Here is a 15,869-nt window from a genome sequence, read left to right on the forward strand (position 1 = left end):
TCGGGGCGCTAACCATTGTTAGCTCGACAAACGAGGCCGGTCAATGCGGCAGACCCGGAGGGGGCGTCAGTCGTATTTGACGGTGTAGATCAGGTCGACGCCGCTGGTCTGCCCGGCCTGGCCGCGCAGCGTAAGGCGCTTGGTCAGGTCATAGAAGATGAAGATGGTGCCGAAGGTGCCACCGAGGCTGCGTTCGTAGGTGAGATAGAAATCCTTCGAGAGCCGCTTGCCGAAGGTGACGGCCGATTCGCGCAGGTCGCCGCCGTTGCCCGGGCCCTTGAAGCCGAGCTCGTCGAGGCCGAAGCGGCTGGCGAGGCTGCCGCCGCTCGCGCCCTTGCTGACGCGGCCGAGCAGCGCCAGCGCGGCCTGCTGCAGCAGCACCGATTCGCCGCCGCTGGTGGCCGAGGCGCGGCCGAGCACCACCCACGACAGCGTTTCGGCGTCGGACAGCACGGGCTCGGAATAGAGCTTGACGCGCGGCGATTGCGCAGTGCCGGTGATCTGCACGCCCGCGCGCTGCGCAATGTTGGGCCGGATCGCGAGGATGTCGAGCGACGGGTTGTCGAACGGCCCGTTGAAGCGCGCAAGGCCCGTCTCCACGTCGAGCTGCTGGCCGTAGGCGCGGTACTGGCCCTTGACGGTGCGCACTTCGCCGACGATGCGCGGCGGCGCATCGAGCCGGTTGCTGCGGATCTCGAGTTCGCCTTCGAGCCGCGTCGTGATGCCGCGGCCCTGCACCGCGAAGTCGTCGCCGAGGTCGAAGGTCACGACGATGTCGGGCGGCTTCGCGGTCTGCGGCTTTGCGGCCTGCGCCTCGCTGCGCGCCACCTCGCGCCGGGCCTTCTCGGCCGCCTCGCGGTCCTTGGCGGCGGAGCGCACGACCACGTCGGTGCCGAGGCTCGGTGCCGTCTCGTCGGGCAGGATGATCACGGCGCGGTCGGTGCGCAGCCTGCCGCGCACGCTGAACTGCCCGCCCTCGAGCCGCGCCTGAAGGTTGCCCGACAGCGTGACCTGGCGGTCGGTGCGCACCAGCACGCGCAGCGCGCGCAGCTCGGCATTCAGCGCCATGCGGATGCCGCTGGCCGAGGCGCCGGCGGCACCCCAAAAGATATCGCCGCGCGCAGTGAGCGAGCCACCGCCCGCGGCCGCCTCGCTGGCGGTGGTGCTGCGGTTGCCGCTCTGGCCCGCGATGCGCGCCGAGGTGCCCGCACCGCCCTGAAGCGTGAACTCGTTGATCTCGAGGCGATCGCCCGTGAGCGTGGCGCGCAGCCGGCCATCGCGCAGGTCGAGCCCTTCGACCGGCGCGCGCAGCGCGAGCCGGTCGGCCCCCAGCGTGCCGTTCCAGCGCGGTGCGGCGCGGTTGCCTGCGAGCACCGCGTCGGCGTCGAGCGTGCCCGCGATGCGCCAGCCGGGCGGTGCCAGCATCGACCAGACGCCGAGGTTCGGCAGCGTGGCCTTGACCTTGCCCGCGAGCGGCGCATCGGGGGCCCACACCCAGCCGTCGGCCCGCTGCTGCATGCGCGTGGCCAGCTCGGCGTCGATCTTGCCGGCGCGCTCGCTGTCCCAGGCCAGCGTGGCGCGCACCGCCTCGCCGTCGGCATCGAGCCGCAGCTCGGCCTGCCTGAGCCCCGCGGGCGTGCTCGGCGCGGTGGTGCCGTCGGCGCTCGCGGAATTCATCGTGCGCTCGCTCGCGGTGCCGGTGCCGTAACTGTGGATGCGCGTGACCAGCGCCGCTTCGCCGGCCTGCACGCGGATGTCGCCGCTCTGGCGCGCGAGCCGCGCGCGGGCGCGCAGCGTGTCGCCCGCATCGATGTCCCACTCGCCGTCGAACAGCAGGTCGCCGGTCACGCCGATCTCGTCGAAGGTGGCGCTGGCACCGAAGGCCTCGGCCCACGCCATCGGCAGGCCTTGCAGCCTGCCTTTGGACTGAACGCGGAAGGCCTGGTTGGGCGCCGCGCCGCTGCGCGTGAAGCGCAGCGGCTCCCATTCGATGCGCACCGTGCCGGGCACCGGCCCGCGCAGCGTGGCGTTGGCGGCCGAGGCTTCGAGTTCGAGGCGGCGCGTGGCGCCGCTGCCACCGGTCTTGACCGAGGCGGTGACTTCGCGGCCGAGCTCCAGCGTCCAGGGTGCGGCCGATGGCCCGCCGGGGCCGGGGCGCGCGCTGTCCCGCGCCTGCAGCCGCAGGCTTGCGAGCACCGCGCGCCATTGGTCGGCACCCGTGCGGCCGCCATTGGCGCGGGCATCGAGTGTGAGCTTCTGCGTGCCGGACGTGGCTTCGCCCTTGAGCGCGAGCGTGGCGTCGGCCAGGGTGCCGGCGAGGTCTGCCTGCACGTCGTTCAACCGGACGGTGGTGGCGCCATTCGTACCGGTCGTGCCACTGCCGCCATTGGCCGCCTGCGCGGCGGGCATGCGTACCTCGAGCCGTGGCACGGCGAGCGACGCCTTGAGGCTGGGCTCGGCCGCGCCGCGCTGGGGCGGTGCGCCGGGATTTTCGATACGGCGCTGGATCGTCTGCCAACCGCCCTGCCAGCTCGCATCGAGACGCGCCGAGCCCTTCGCGCTGCTGCCTGCGAACAGCCCCGAAAGCTCGGGCAGGCCTTCGATCCAGCGCTGCACGGCTTCGGCATCGTCGATGCGTGCCTGCACATCGCCGCTGCCCACCGACTGCGCGATACGGCCTTCGAACTGGGCGCTGCCGCCCGGCAATGCGAGCGCGAGCTTGCCGCTCGCGGCCTGCTCGGCCACGCGCACCTGCATGCGGCCCTCGACACTCGCACGCTCGGCTTCGACGCGCAGGCTGCGCAGGTCGAGCACCTGTTCTTTCCATTGGCCCGTGGCGGCGATGCGCTCCAGGCCGAAGCCGGGCAATGCCGCGCTGCCGGCACCGCCCTCGGCGCGCAGCGCCAGCTCGAAACCGATCGCATCGTCGCGCTGCCGCGCCGTCGCGGTGCCGTTGACCGGCGCGCCGGAGAGTTCACTGTGCAGCAGGCCCGGGCGCACGCCGCGCACGGTGGCGCGCGCCTCCCAGGGCGCGGGCGCGGGGCTCCAGCGGCCCTCGGCCTCGATGCGGCCGCCGCCCGCGCGCAGCGTGGCCGCAGGAATGTTCCAGTTGGTGCCGTCGAAGCCGACGCGGGCCTCGAGCTTTTCGAGCGGCAGCGCGCCCTTGTCCCAGGGCCCGGGCAGCGCGTTCTGCAGGTCGGCCGTGGCCTGCCAGGCGTCCGGGCCCGTGGCCGCATCAGGCTCGAGCGCGACGGTGCCCGACAGGCGCGTGCGCGGCGCGCCGGGCCAGAGGCTGGCCGCATCGACGTTGCGCAAGTCCGCGTTGGCATCGATCACCGGCTGCGGCAGCCAGGGCGCGATCCGGGCCTGCAGCTTGGCTTCCATCGGCGCCTCGGCGTCGGGCTCGGCCGGCTTCAGCTCGGCGGCCACCTGCAGGCGCGCATCGGTGCCCGCCAGCGTGCCCTCGATGCGGGCCTTGGCCAGCACCTCGATGCTGCGGTCCTCGGCGAGTGGCGCTTTCACGCGGCCTTCGAGCGCAGCCTCGATCGCCATCGGCGCGGCGCCCTGCAGCTTCACGCGGGCACTGTAGTGGCCGTCGGCAATGTCGACGCCGTCGATCTCCAGTTCATGCTGCGCGCCCGTGTAGCGGTAGTGGCCTGCGAGCTGCAGCGCCTCGAGCGCGGGCGGGCCGGCCCAGCGCAGCGCGTCGATGCGGAACGGCAGGTCGACTTCGATCGGCAGCGTGATCTGCTCGAGCGGTTCGGTGGGCGTGTCGCTCGGTGGGCCGCGGCGCTCGATCAGCAGTTCCTTCGCATGCACTTCGCCGAGCTGCAGCTTGCGCTGGAACAGCGGCGCGAGCTGCCAGCCGATGTCGGCCTCGTGCACCTCGACCGCGAGGCTCTCGCTCTGCCAGCGCAGCCAGCCGATGCGCCCGCCCGTGCGCAGCGAGCCGCTGACCTCGCGGCTTTCGAGTGTCTGGCCTGCGGGCATGTAGCGCGCGGCCTGGGCCAGTGCGAAGGCCAGCGACTGGTTCGACCCGACCCACCACCATGCAGCCGCGCCGAGCACGAGCACCAGCGCGAGCAGGCCCGCCACGGTCCATGCCAGCGCGCGCAGGACGCGGCGCGCGCGCGTGCGCGGCGGTCGCGGTGCGGCGGGCGTGGGCGTGGGATTGGACGGGTCTGTCTGCATCGATCAGAAGGTGAAGCCGAGGCGGAGGTGAAGGCGGAACTTCTTGGTGTCCACGCCGTAGGCGATGTCGGCCTGCACCGGCCCCACGGGGCTGCGCCAGCGCGCGCCCACGCCCACGCCGACCTTGGGCTTGAGCTCGCCCGGCTTGTCGGCCACTGCGCCCGCATCGACGAAGACCGTGCTCTCCCACTCGGTGAGCTTGCCCTTGTAGACGAACGGGCGCTGCCATTCGAGGCTCATCACGCCGAGGTAGCGGCCCGCGACGATCTGGCCGTCGGCGCGCTCGGTGCCGATCTGGCGGTAGCTGTAGCCGCGCACCGTGGTGTCGCCGCCGGTCAGGAACATCAGCGTGGACGGGATCTGCGCGCTCTCCTTGGCGGCCACCGCGCCAGCCTCGGCGCGCAGTTGCAGCCGGCTGCGGCGTGCCAGCGTGGCGGCGTCGCGGCCGTTGGCAAAGCCCAGCGGCAGCACGCCGAGCCAGCGTGCATAGGTGCGTGTGAAGGGCAGGCGCTCGCCGGTGAGGGTGTAGCCGGCGCCGAGTTCGAGCGCCAGGCCGAAGCCGCGCGTCGGCGCGGCGTTGTCGTCGAAGTAGCGGCCCGTCCAGCCCCAGTTGGCGGTGAGGGCCGAGGCCGAGGGCGGCGCGTCGATGCCGCGGTTCTGCGCGTAGTCGTACTGCAGGAAATAGGTGCGGTCGATGTGGCCGCTCGACTTGCTGCGCCCGCTGCGCAGCCGGCCGCTGTCGACCACGTAGCTGCCCGAGGTTTCGCTCTTGAGTTCGGCGCCGGCCAGCCAGCGCCAGCCGCGTTCGTCGGGGATCGCCTGCCAGTTGGTGCCCAGCGACTTGGTTTCGCGGTCGACCGACAGGCGCGACACCGCGCGCCAGCCGAGCAGCGGCAGCTTGTTGTGGATGTGGTCGACCGACAGGCGGGGTCCGCTGTCGGTCGTGAAGCCGGCGCCGAGCACCACCTTCTGCAGCGGCGCCTCGCGCAGCTGCGCGATCACGGGTGCGGCCAGTGGCGTGCCGCTCTCGGTGTCGAGCGTGAGGAACACCGAGTCGTAGTAGCCGCTGCTCGCCAGGCGCTGCTGCGCGTCGAGCAGCTTCTGCTGGTCGTAGTCGGTGCCGGTGGGAAGCTGCGCGATGCGGCGCACGCCGTCGGCGTCGTAGCGTTCGACGCCGCGCAGCACCAGCGGCCCGAAGCGGTAGGCCGGCCCGGACTGGTAGGTGACGCTGAGCCGGGCCTCCTGGCGGTCGGCGTCGACTTCGGCGCGGCTCATGCCGATGCTGCCGGTGGGGAAGCGCCTGGCCGTGAGGCGGCGCAGGGCTATGGCCTTGGCATCGTCCCAGCCCTGCTGCGTGAAAGGCTGGCCTGCGCGCAGGGTCCAGGCGGTGCGAATCGCGTCGCGCTGCGCCTCGGCCGTGGGGTCGGTGGCGATCGCGCCTTCGTAGTCGATCTGCACCGTGCTGACCTGCGTGGGCTCGCCCGGCACCACGGTGATGATGATCTCGCGCGGGGCGCGCGTGCTGGCGGGCGTCTCGTTGAGTTCGAGCGTCAGCGTGGGCGTGAAGTAGCCGAGTGTGGCGAGCAGCTCGCGTGCGTTGGCTTCGGCCGCCACCATGAGCCGCGAGATCTCGGTCGCGCCGAGGTCGTCGAGCGTGCGGTAGCGCTGGAGCTCGAGGTGCAGCGTGAGGTACTCACGCACCGCCTCGGGGCCGCGAACCTCGACGGTGAAGGCGTCCTTGTCGTCGCTCTTCTTGCCGGTTGCGGTGTCTCCGTTCTGGACCAGCACCGGCGGGGATGCGCCCTTGTCGTTCGCAGCGTCCTTCTTCGGCAGCAAGCTGCATCCCTGCAGAAGCAGGGCGCCCACAAAAAGCAAAGCCGGCAGCCACGCCGGCGAAAAAGCTGGAACCACCCTGAACATCGGGCCATTTTGACAGCAACTGCACGCAATTCCCGTAGGACGCACGTACACACATGTGTCCTGAGTGTGCGGTATTACTTCGAAAGCATTCGCATCGCTTCCTCGAGGCCGCGCAGCGTCAGCGGGTACATGCGGTTGGACATCAGCTGCTGCATCACCGCGATGCTCTGGCGGTACTGCCACACACCTTGCGGTTCGGGGTTGATCCAGGCGAACTTCGGAAAGGCGTGGGTGAGCCGCTGGATCCACTCGGCGCCGGCCTCTTCGTTGTTGTATTCGACACTGCCGCCGGGCTGCAGGATCTCGTAGGGGCTCATGGTCGCGTCGCCGACGAAGATGAGCTTGTAGTCCTTGTTGTACTTGCGCAGGATGTCCCAGGTCGCGAACTTCTCGGAGAAGCGGCGCTTGTTGTTCTTCCACATGAAGTCGTAGACGCAGTTGTGGAAGTAATAGAACTCCAGGTGCTTGAACTCGGTCTTCACGGCCGAGAACAGCTCTTCCACGCGCTGGATGTGCTCGTCCATCGTGCCGCCCACGTCCATCAGCAGCAGCACCTTGACGTTGTTGTGGCGCTCCGGGCGCATCTTGATGTCGAGCAGGCCGGCGTTGGCGGCCGTCTTGTGGATGGTCTCGTCAAGGTCGAGCTCGTCCTCGTGGCCTTCGCGCGCGAACTTGCGCAGCCGGCGCAGCGCCACCTTGATGTTGCGTGTGCCGAGCTCCTGGCTGTCGTCGTAGTCCTTGTAGGCGCGCTGGTCCCAGACCTTGACCGCGCTCTTGTTCTTGCCGGCACCGCCGATGCGGATGCCCTGCGGGTTGTAGCCGCCATGGCCGAACGGCGAGGTGCCGCCGGTGCCGATCCACTTGTTGCCGCCCTCGTGGCGCTCTTTCTGTTCCTCGAAGCGCTTCTTGAGCGTTTCCATGAGCTCGTCCCAGCCCATCTTCTCGATCTTGGCCTTTTCCTCGGCCGTGAATTCGCGCTCCAGCGTCTTGCGCAGCCAGTCGAGCGGCACTTCCTTGGTGAAGTCGGCCAGCATTTCGACGCCCTTGAAGTAGGCGGCGAAGGCGCGGTCGAACTTGTCGTAGTGCTTCTCGTCCTTCACGAGCGCGGTGCGCGAGAGATAGTAGAAGTCGTCCATGCCGAAGGCGCCGTCGGAATTGGGCCCGACCACGTCGGCCTGCAGCGCTTCGAGCAGCGTGAGGTATTCCTTGACCGAGACCGGCAGCTTGGCCGAGCGCAGCGTGTAGAAGAAATCGATCAGCATGGCGGCGGGCCTCCTTCAGCTTCGCGGCTTGTCGAGCAGGTAGAGCAACTGGGCCTTGACCTCGGGCCACTCGCCTGCGCGCAGGCTGTACATCACGGTGTCGCGGACGGTGCCGTCGCGGCGCATCGCATGGCCGCGGATCACGCCGTCCTTCTTTGCGCCGAGCCGCTCGATGGCGGCCTGCGAGGCGAAGTTGAAATTGTCGGTACGCCAGCCCACCACGTTGCAGCCGAGGGCATCGAAGGCGTGGCTCAGCATCAGCAGCTTGCAGGTGGTGTTGACGTGCGTGCGCTGGCAGCGCCTGGCATACCAGGTGTAGCCGATCTCCACGCGCTTTACCGCGGGCAGGATATCGTGAAAGCTGGTGCTGCCGAGCACGGCGCCGGTTGCGGCCTCGGTCACGGCGAAAGCGAAGCGGTGGCCGGCCTCGCGGCCCTGCAGCGCGGCCTCGATGTAGGCACGCGTTTCATCGGGCTCGGGCACCGAGGTGACGCGCAGCTTCCAGAGCTCGCCGTCGGCCGCGGCCGTGCGCAGGCCTTCTTCGTGGTCGAGCGAGAGCGGCACCAGCGCGAGGTCGCGGGCCTTCAGCGTGACAGGTTCGACGAACGCCATGTTCGAGCTACTTTCGAGAAAGGGGAGGGGCTCAGCGCGGGGGCTTGCCGTACTTGCGGTCGTACCAGGCCCGTGCGAGCTGCACGCCGGCGCCGCCGCCCAGGCCGATCAGCAGGATGCCGAAGATCTCGCTGTTGCCCCAGCCGCCGGCGCCGAACGCATCGAGCCCGAACTGCAGCCCGACCCAGCGCCCGAGCAGCGCACCGAGCACGAACAGCACGGCCTGCGCCAGGCCGAGCTTGAGCAACTGCCCGACGGGATGCGGCGCGGTGGGCCGGGTCATCGGTTGTTGCGCTGCATGAAGACGAGCTTCTCGAACAGCGTGACGTCCTGCTCGTTCTTGAGCAGCGCGCCCACCAGCGGCGGCACCGCGACCTTGTCGTCCTTGCTCTGCAGCGCGTCGAGCGGGATGTCTTCGGCCATCAGCAACTTGAGCCAGTCGAGCAGTTCGGAGGTCGAGGGCTTCTTCTTCAGGCCGGGCAGGTTGCGCACGTCGTAGAAGGTCTTCATCGCGGCCGTGAGCAGCTCCTGCTTGAGGCCCGGGAAGTGCACCGCCACGATCTGCTTCATGGTCTCGGCGTCGGGGAACTTGATGTAGTGGAAGAAGCAGCGGCGCAGGAAGGCGTCGGGCAGCTCCTTCTCGTTGTTCGAGGTGATGAACACCACCGGCCGGTGCTTGGCGCGGATCAGCTCGCGCGTCTCGTAGCAGTAGAACTCCATGCGGTCGATCTCGCGCAGCAGGTCGTTCGGAAACTCGATGTCGGCCTTGTCGATCTCGTCGATCAGAAGTGCCACCGGCTCGTCGGCCGTGAAGGCCTGCCAGAGCACGCCCTTCACGATGTAGTTGTGGATGTTCTTGACGCGCTCGCCGCCGTCGACGTCGGCCAGCTGCGAATCGCGCAGCCGGCTCACGGCGTCGTATTCGTACAGGCCCTGCTGGGCCTTGGTGGTCGACTTGATGTGCCACTGCAAGAGCGGCAGGCCGAGCGATTCGGCCACCTCTTCGGCCAGCATGGTCTTGCCGGTGCCGGGCTCGCCCTTGACGAGCAGCGGGCGCTTGAGCGTGATGGCGGCGTTGACCGCCAGCATCAGGTCCTGGGTGGCGACGTAGTTGTCAGAGCCCTTGAATTTCATGAGTGGAGGCGAGCGAGCAGGTTGGAGGAAAGGCGGGGTGGAGAAAAGAACACACTCGATCCGCTTGACGCAAGCTCTTGAGCGGCCTGCATGGGGTCTTCGAAGACCCTTGCATATAATCGAATGTTGATTCGAAAAACTGTATTTCCACGAGATTGTGCGCGCAAAATGAACAAGTTGTTGACCACGATGTTTGCCTTCGCTGTCGCTTGCGTGACGGTCTCGGCGCAAGCCCAGCAAGTCACTGGCAAGGCCCAGGATGGCGCCAAGAAGGTCGCCATGTGCGTGGGTTGCCACGGCATCATCGGCTACCAGGCGAGTTTTCCCGAGATCCACAAGGTGCCGATGATCGCTGGCCAGAGCGCCAGCTACATCAGCGCCGCGCTCACCGCCTACAAGGGCGGCGACCGCAAGCACCCCACCATGCGCGCGATCGCCGACTCGCTGACCGAGCAGGACATCGCCGACATCTCGGCCTACTACAGCCAGCTCGGCCTGAAGGAGGGCGATGCGCCCCCGGCCACGCCGGCCAAGCCGATGCCCGAGAACATCCAGGCGCTGGTTTCGCGTGACAAGGACAACAGCTGCACCAAGTGCCACGGTGCCAACTTCAACACGCCGAACGACGGCACGGTGCCCAAGCTGGCCGGCCAGCATGCCGACTACCTGTTCGTCGCGCTCAAGTCGTACCGCGTCAAGAACAACCTGCACCTGGGCCGCTCGAACGCGGTGATGGCGCAGCAGGTCGAGCCCAAGAAGTTCACCAACGCCGAACTCAAGACGCTCTCGAACTACATCGCCTCGCTGCCCGGCGAACTCAAGACGGTGCCGGACTCGCGCCTGCACCACAGCGGCGGCCAGTGAGCCCCGGGGCGGCAGCCCGCATTGCCGCCCACGCAACCAAGTAAAAAGCCCGCTTTCGCGGGCTTTTTTCGTGGCACCGTGGCCGTGGCTCAGACGTCGAAGAACACCGTCTCGTCGGCGCCCTGCATGCGGATGTCGAAGCGGTAGCCGACCGCGCCGCCTTGCTCGAAGCGCTCGGCAATCAGCGTGTGCCGCCGCTCCGCCGGCACGCTCGCGAGCACCGCGTCGCGCGCATTGGCCTCGGCCTCGTCGCTGAAGTAGATGCGCGTGAACGTGTGCAGCAGCAGGCCGCGCATGAGCACGATCACGTTGATGTGCGGTGCCTCGCCGGGCGACTCGGCGCCCGGCTTCACGGTGTGGAACACGAAGCGTTTCTGCGCGTCGGTGCCGGTGCCGACGCGGCCGAAGGCGCGAAAGCCGATCTCGCGCGCCTCGGCCGGCGTCTGCGGATAGCGGCCCTGGCCGTCGGCCTGGCTGATCTCGACCATCGCGTCGTTGATCGGGTTGCCGTCGCCGTCGATCACGCGGCCCTCGAGGCGGATGCGCTCGCCCGCGGCGTCGTCGAGCGCCACGGCGGCATCGAAGGGCTGGTCGAAGTCGTAGCCGTACTGCGTGGCCGTGAGGCCGTAGGCGAAGTAGGGGCCCACCGTCTGCGACGGGGTCTGGCCGAAGTCGGCCTGCTGGGCGGTCATGAGCTGGTTGTTGCTTTTGTCCATGTCGTGCGTCTCCTGGCTCAGCGGTTCTCGAAGGGGGTCTCGTCGGCGCCGCGCAGCACGATGTCGAACTGGTAGCCGAGCGCGTAGCCTTCCTCGGTGATGTCGAGGCTGAAGTCGGCGATCAGCCGGTTGCGGTAGCGCTCGGGCGTGCCGGTGATCATCGGGTCGTACTGCAGCAGCGGGTCGCCGGGAAAGTACATCTGCGTGACCAGCCGGCTCGCAAAGCTCTGGCCGAACAGCGACAGGTGGATGTGCTGCGGGCGCCAGGCGTTCGGATGGTTGCCCCAGGGGTAGGCGCCGGGCTTGATGGTCAGGAAACGGTAGCGGCCTTCGCTGTCGGTGAGGCAGCGGCCCGCACCGAGGAAGTTGGGGTCGAGCGGCGCATCGTGCTGGTCGACCTTGTGCACGTAGCGGCCCGAGGCATTGGCCTGCCACAGCTCGACCAGCGTGTTGGCGACGGGGCGGCGGCGCTCGTCGAGCACACGGCCGGTGAGGATCATGCGTTCGCCGAGCGGCTCGCCGTTCTTGCACGCGTTGCGCGTCAGGTCGTGGTCGAGCGCGCCGATGCTGTCGTGCCCGTAGACCGGCTGCTGCAGCTCGCCGAGCGCCGCCTTCAGCGGCACCAGCGGCTTCTGCGGGCCGCGCTTCATCGTCGACTTGTAGCCGGGATAGATGTACGAGGGATGGGCCTGCCAGTCGCGCGGCGTGAGCACGGCGGCGGGGGCGGCCTCGATGGCCTGGGTTTTGGTCAACATGGGATGTCGTCTCCTGGGTGGGGCGGGGGTCTTGTCCGAACATCGAACTCTAGAAGGCCGGTCCGATGATGTAAATTGAAGATTGGTCTCATTTGAATAACCACAGGTAATTGAAAGACTCCGCCGATCTCCGCCAGGATTTTTTGCGCAACGTGCAGTTGCGCCATTTGCGCTGCCTGGTCGCGGTGGCGCAGGAGCGTCACTTGGCGCGCGCGGCCGAGCGGCTCGCGCTGAGCCAGCCCGCGGTGTCGAAGACGCTGTCGGAGCTCGAAGCCATCGTCGGCACGCGACTGGTCGAGCGCAGCAGGGCGGGTCGGCGTGGCGTGCAGGGCCTCACGCCCGCCGGCGAGCAGTTGCTCGCGCATGCGCTGCGCGTGCTCGAGGCGCTCGACGCCAGCGCGCAGGCGGTGGCACCGGCCTCGGGTGAGCGCGTCGAGCGGCTGCGCATCGGGGCGCTCCCGAGCGTGGCGCCGGCACTGCTGCCGGGGCCGATCGCGCGCTTTCGCGAGCGCTGGCCCGCGGTGCAGATGCTGGTGAAGAGCGCCGCAAATCCGGTGCTGCTCGACGAGCTGCGCGCCGGCGAGCTCGACCTCGTGGTCGGCCGCATGAGCGACCCGCGGCTCATCGGCGGACTCAGCTTCGAGCTGCTCTACACCGAGCCGCTGGTGTTCGCGGTGCGTGCGGGCCATCCGCTGCTCGCGCGCTCCTCGGCGCGGGCGGTGTCGGTGCAGGCGGTGCTCGGCTATCCGCTGGTGGTGTACGGCGAGGGCACGGTCCCGCGCCACCATACCGAAAGTTTCCTGCAGGCGCGCGGCCTGGCGCTGCCGCCCGATGCGCTGCAGACGCTCGACGTGGCCCTGGCGCGCGGGCTCGTCGCGGTGTCCGACGCGGTCTGGATCACGCCGCTTGGCGCCGCCCGCGGCGAGCTGGCCGACCAGCGCCTCGTGCGCCTGCGCATCGACACCACGGGCACCGACGAACCCGTGGGCCTGCTGCTGCGCAGCGATGCCGAGCCCTCGCTGCCCCGCGCCGCCATGGCCGCGCTGCTGCGCGAGGCGGCCCGGGAGCAGGGTGCGCCGCTGGCCCGGTCCCGGAAGAAGCCCTCCGTTCGCGTCTAGTCGCGCGTTGCGCGGCGCTGCACGCAATCCACGTAGCCGTTGCCGTCGGGCGGGCGGGCGGCGCGCTGGCTCTCCCACATCATCTGGCCCAGGCATTCCATCGCCTCGTGGTGCGCATCGAGCAGCGAGCCCCGGCGCGCGGCCAGCAGTTCGACCGCCTGGCGGATGCCGCGCGGCTGGTCGATCGAGCATTGCTCGCTGATCGACAGGTGCATCGACAGGTGCAGGAACGGGTTCTCGCGGCCCGACGCGCCGTCGTACACGCGCGCCACCGCGGCATCGGCATCGGCCAGGTCGTCGTGGTACTCGGGATGGGCCTCGATCCAGCCGGCCGCGAGCGTCTCGAGTGCTTCCATCGGCAGGCCCTGCCGCTGCTTCGCGAAAACGTCGCAGAAGAAGCGCCGCACGTCTTCCTGGGAGGGATTGAACATATCTGTAGGAAACAAGAAAAAGGGGTCGGAGGGGAAGGATTCTCGGCGCCGAGCGGCCGGGAATGGGGGGCGACGTTCCGGTAGCGCCACGTTACGTCGTTACGTAACAAGTGGCTCAAAGACGCCGCCAGAGGCCGTCCACGGCAGCGGTCCGGCGCCCATCGTCTCAAGAATATCCATGTAAATCAAAGGCTTGCAAATTTGTAGGCGCGAATGCCCTGCGGATCTTCGAGGCGGCACGGTAGTTGCCCCTGTAAAGGCATCTTTTGTCACAGAGGCTGCCATGAACGACCCACAAGCATCGACCCCTTCGACCGACGGACTCGCCGCCAGTGGCGTGGCGCCCGTGGTCATTGCCCAGGCCAACACGGGCGCGCCGCTCGGCACATCCGCCGCGGCCGTTTCGTCGGCACCTGCCGCCGCCGCGGCTCCCGCAAGCATCGGCACATTGTCCAATGCCACGCAGGGCGTCGCCGTGATGCGCGACGGTGTCCGCATTCCGGTGGAGGGCAATCAGAGCCTGATCGCAGGCGACCGCGTGCTGGTCCCCGAGGGCGGACAGGCCAACGTGCTGTTCCCCGGCTCGGCCAGCAACAAGGCGCCGCTGGCCGGCGTCTTCACCAGCGGCACCGATGCGACCATCGGCTCGACCAAGCTGCCGGGCGGCCTTGAACAAGTGAACGTCGACGTGGCCCAGGGCGACCTGCAGGTCACGCCGCCCGACAGCGACGCCGATGCGGCCGCGCTGGCGGTCAGCAAGAAGCTTCCGGCAGCCGGCGGCCTGGGACTGGGCGAATTCGCACTCGGCGCGCTCGGTGCCGTGGGCCTGGGTGCCGCTCTGGGCGGCGGTGGCGGCGGTGACGGCGGTATTTCGTTCTTTTCACCGATCGGCGGCGGCGAGACCGATGCCGATGCCGACGCGGATGCGGACGCCGATGCGGATGCGGACGGTGACGCCGATGCCGATGCCGACGCGGATGCAGACGCAGATGCCGACGCCGACGCCGACGCCGACGCGGACGCGGACGCGGATGCGGATGCCGACGCAGATGCCGACGCGGACGCGGACGCGGATGCCGATGCGGATGCGGATGCGGATGCGGATGCGGATGCGGATGCAGATGCAGATGCAGACAGCGACAGCGACAGCCTGCTCGACCCGGTCGACGACCTCGCGGACGGTCTTCTCGGAACCGGCGGCAGCAGCAGCGGCGGATTGGGCAGCACGCTCCAGCCGGTCGCAGACCTGGTCGACCAGACCACCGACCTGATCGACGACATCGTCGCGCCCGTGCTCGGCTCCGATTTCGTTGCGGACAACCCGAACCAGTTCGAGCCGGTGGACCACTTCGCCGGCGTCGTGCTTGACGGCCTCAACGGTGCGGCCAGCCCCGTTCTCGACGGTCTGCTGGGCCAAGGCGCCACCGACGCACTGCTCGGTCAGGTCGACTACGTCACCGACGCGGTTCAGAACGGACTGGACCACCTGCTGGGCGAAGAGGGCATCCTGACGGGCGTGACCGACGCGCTGGGCCTCGACGGCGTGATCGACACGCTGATCGGCGAAGACGGCGTGGTCAGCGAAGTGCTCGACGGCCTGCTTGGCGAAGACAGCCTGCTGGCAGGCGTGGTGGGCCCGGACGGCCTGCTGGGCGGCCTGCTGGGCGAAGAAGGCCTCGTTGGCGGTCTGCTCGGTGAAGACGGTCTGGTGGGCGGCCTGGTTGGCGGCGTGCTGGGCGACGACGGCCTGATCGGTGGGCTGCTGGGCGGCGATCTCCTTGGCGGCGACTTGCTGGGCGGTGTGCTCGGCGAGGACGGCCTTGTCGGCGGCCTGCTGGGTGGCGATCTCCTTGGTGGCGACCTGCTGGGTGGTGTGCTCGGCGAAGACGGCATCGTCGGTGGCCTGTTGGGTGGCGGCCTGCTCGGCGGCGACCTGCTGGGCGGCGTGCTGGGCGAAGACGGCATCGTCGGTGGCCTGCTCGGTGGTGACCTCCTTGGCGGCGACCTGCTGGGCGGCGTGCTCGGCGAAGACGGCATCGTCGGCGGCCTGCTCGGTGGCGACGGTGCACTGGCCGGCGTGCTGGGCAGCGAAGGCCTCACGGGCGGCCTGTTGGGCCAGGACGGCCTGGTGGACAACCTGCTCGGCGCGAACGGCGCACTGGGCGGGCTGCTGGCGGACAGCCCGCTCGGCGGCCTGCTGGGCGGCGAAGACGGCCTGCTCGGCGGCCTGACCGACGGGGTGCTGGGCGACGACGGCTTGCTCGGTGGCCTGCTTGGCGACGACGGCCTCGGCGGCGGTCTTCTGGGTGCGGACGGCCTGCTCGGCAACGATGGCCCGATCGGCGGCCTGCTGAACGGTGACCTGTTGGATGGCGTGCTGGGCGAAGACGGTCTGCTCGGCGGCCTGCTGGGTGGCGGCCTCCTTGGCGGCGACCTGCTCGGCGGCGTACTCGGTGAAGACGGCATCGTCGGCGGCCTGCTCGGTGGTGATCTCCTTGGCGGCGACCTGCTCGGCGGCGTGCTCGGTGAAGACGGCATCGTCGGCGGCCTGCTCGGTGGTGACCTCCTTGGCGGCGACCTGCTGGGCGGCGTGCTCGGCGAAGACGGCATCGTCGGCGGCCTGCTGGGTGGTGATCTCCTGGGCGGCGACCTGCTGGGTGGTGTGCTCGGCGAAGACGGCATCGTCGGCGGCCTGCTGGGCGGCGACCTCCTTGGCGGCGACCTGCTCGGCGGCGTGATCGGTGAAGACGGCATCGTCGGCGGCCTGCTGGGCGGCGATCTCCTGGGTGGCGACCTGCTGGGTGGTGTGCTCGGCGAAGACGGCATCGTCGGCGGCCTGCTGGGCGGCGACCTCCTTGGCGGCGAC

12 protein-coding genes are annotated in these 15,869 nt (G+C 69.5%); 3 read left to right on the forward strand and 9 right to left on the reverse strand.

The features are described from left to right. Nucleotides 1-66: 66 nt before the first annotated feature. From AC3A6R_RS18255 to AC3A6R_RS18280, 6 genes are all read right to left on the reverse strand, one after another. Complete coding sequence (locus AC3A6R_RS18255) at nt 67-4,191, reverse strand: translocation/assembly module TamB domain-containing protein (RefSeq protein ID WP_487865134.1); 4,125 nt, start codon at nt 4,189-4,191, stop codon at nt 67-69. A 3-nt stretch (nt 4,192-4,194) separates the two neighbouring features. Continuing rightward, nucleotides 4,195-6,111 (reverse strand): autotransporter assembly complex protein TamA, encoded by a 1,917-nt coding sequence (locus AC3A6R_RS18260; protein ID WP_487865135.1) that lies wholly within the window; start codon nt 6,109-6,111, stop codon nt 4,195-4,197. A gap of 74 nt (nt 6,112-6,185) precedes the next feature. Continuing rightward, nucleotides 6,186-7,373 (reverse strand): vWA domain-containing protein, encoded by a 1,188-nt coding sequence (locus tag AC3A6R_RS18265; RefSeq protein WP_487865136.1) that lies wholly within the window; start codon nt 7,371-7,373, stop codon nt 6,186-6,188. A 15-nt stretch (nt 7,374-7,388) separates the two neighbouring features. Beyond that, entirely contained in the window at nt 7,389-7,985 is a 597-nt protein-coding gene (locus tag AC3A6R_RS18270; protein ID WP_487865137.1) for a GNAT family N-acetyltransferase, read from the reverse strand. A 31-nt stretch (nt 7,986-8,016) separates the two neighbouring features. Further along, nucleotides 8,017-8,268: a hypothetical protein gene (locus AC3A6R_RS18275; RefSeq protein ID WP_487863115.1), complete on the reverse strand. Its 252-nt coding sequence runs from the start codon at nt 8,266-8,268 to the stop codon at nt 8,017-8,019. Then, nucleotides 8,265-9,119: an AAA family ATPase gene (locus tag AC3A6R_RS18280; protein ID WP_487863114.1), complete on the reverse strand. Its 855-nt coding sequence runs from the start codon at nt 9,117-9,119 to the stop codon at nt 8,265-8,267. The genes AC3A6R_RS18275 and AC3A6R_RS18280 overlap by 4 nt, the downstream gene beginning before the upstream one ends. 168 nt (nt 9,120-9,287) lie before the next feature. Between AC3A6R_RS18280 and AC3A6R_RS18285 the strand changes: the two genes are divergently transcribed. Continuing rightward, nucleotides 9,288-9,983 (forward strand): c-type cytochrome, encoded by a 696-nt coding sequence (locus AC3A6R_RS18285; protein ID WP_487863113.1) that lies wholly within the window; start codon nt 9,288-9,290, stop codon nt 9,981-9,983. Between the two features lie 89 nt (nt 9,984-10,072). Here AC3A6R_RS18285 and pcaG read toward each other — a convergent pair whose 3' ends face one another. Together pcaG and pcaH are read right to left on the reverse strand one after the other, a co-directional pair. Further along, nucleotides 10,073-10,699 (reverse strand): protocatechuate 3,4-dioxygenase subunit alpha, encoded by a 627-nt coding sequence (pcaG, locus tag AC3A6R_RS18290; protein WP_487865138.1) that lies wholly within the window; start codon nt 10,697-10,699, stop codon nt 10,073-10,075. Nucleotides 10,700-10,716: 17 nt separating this feature from the next. Beyond that, the gene (pcaH, locus tag AC3A6R_RS18295) at nt 10,717-11,454 is read right to left on the reverse strand and encodes a protocatechuate 3,4-dioxygenase subunit beta (RefSeq protein WP_487862750.1); all 738 of its coding nucleotides are present in this window, start codon (nt 11,452-11,454) and stop codon (nt 10,717-10,719) included. 110 nt (nt 11,455-11,564) lie between these two features. Between pcaH and AC3A6R_RS18300 the strand changes: the two genes are divergently transcribed. Then, nucleotides 11,565-12,572, forward strand: coding sequence for a LysR substrate-binding domain-containing protein (locus tag AC3A6R_RS18300; RefSeq protein WP_487865139.1), 1,008 nt, complete (start codon nt 11,565-11,567; stop codon nt 12,570-12,572). Here the strand turns inward: AC3A6R_RS18300 and AC3A6R_RS18305 are convergent. Next, nucleotides 12,569-13,003 carry a DUF1841 family protein gene (locus AC3A6R_RS18305; RefSeq protein WP_487865140.1) on the reverse strand — a complete coding sequence of 145 codons (435 nt, stop codon included), beginning with the start codon at nt 13,001-13,003 and terminating at the stop codon, nt 12,569-12,571. The genes AC3A6R_RS18300 and AC3A6R_RS18305 overlap by 4 nt on opposite strands. Before the next feature lie 283 nt (nt 13,004-13,286). On the opposite strand from AC3A6R_RS18305, the gene AC3A6R_RS18310 reads away from it, so the two are divergent. Further along, nucleotides 13,287-15,869: hypothetical protein (locus AC3A6R_RS18310; protein WP_487865141.1), on the forward strand; the 2,583-nt coding region annotated here is incomplete at its 3' end.

The organism is Variovorax sp. Soil_C_19 (genome assembly GCF_057657255.1).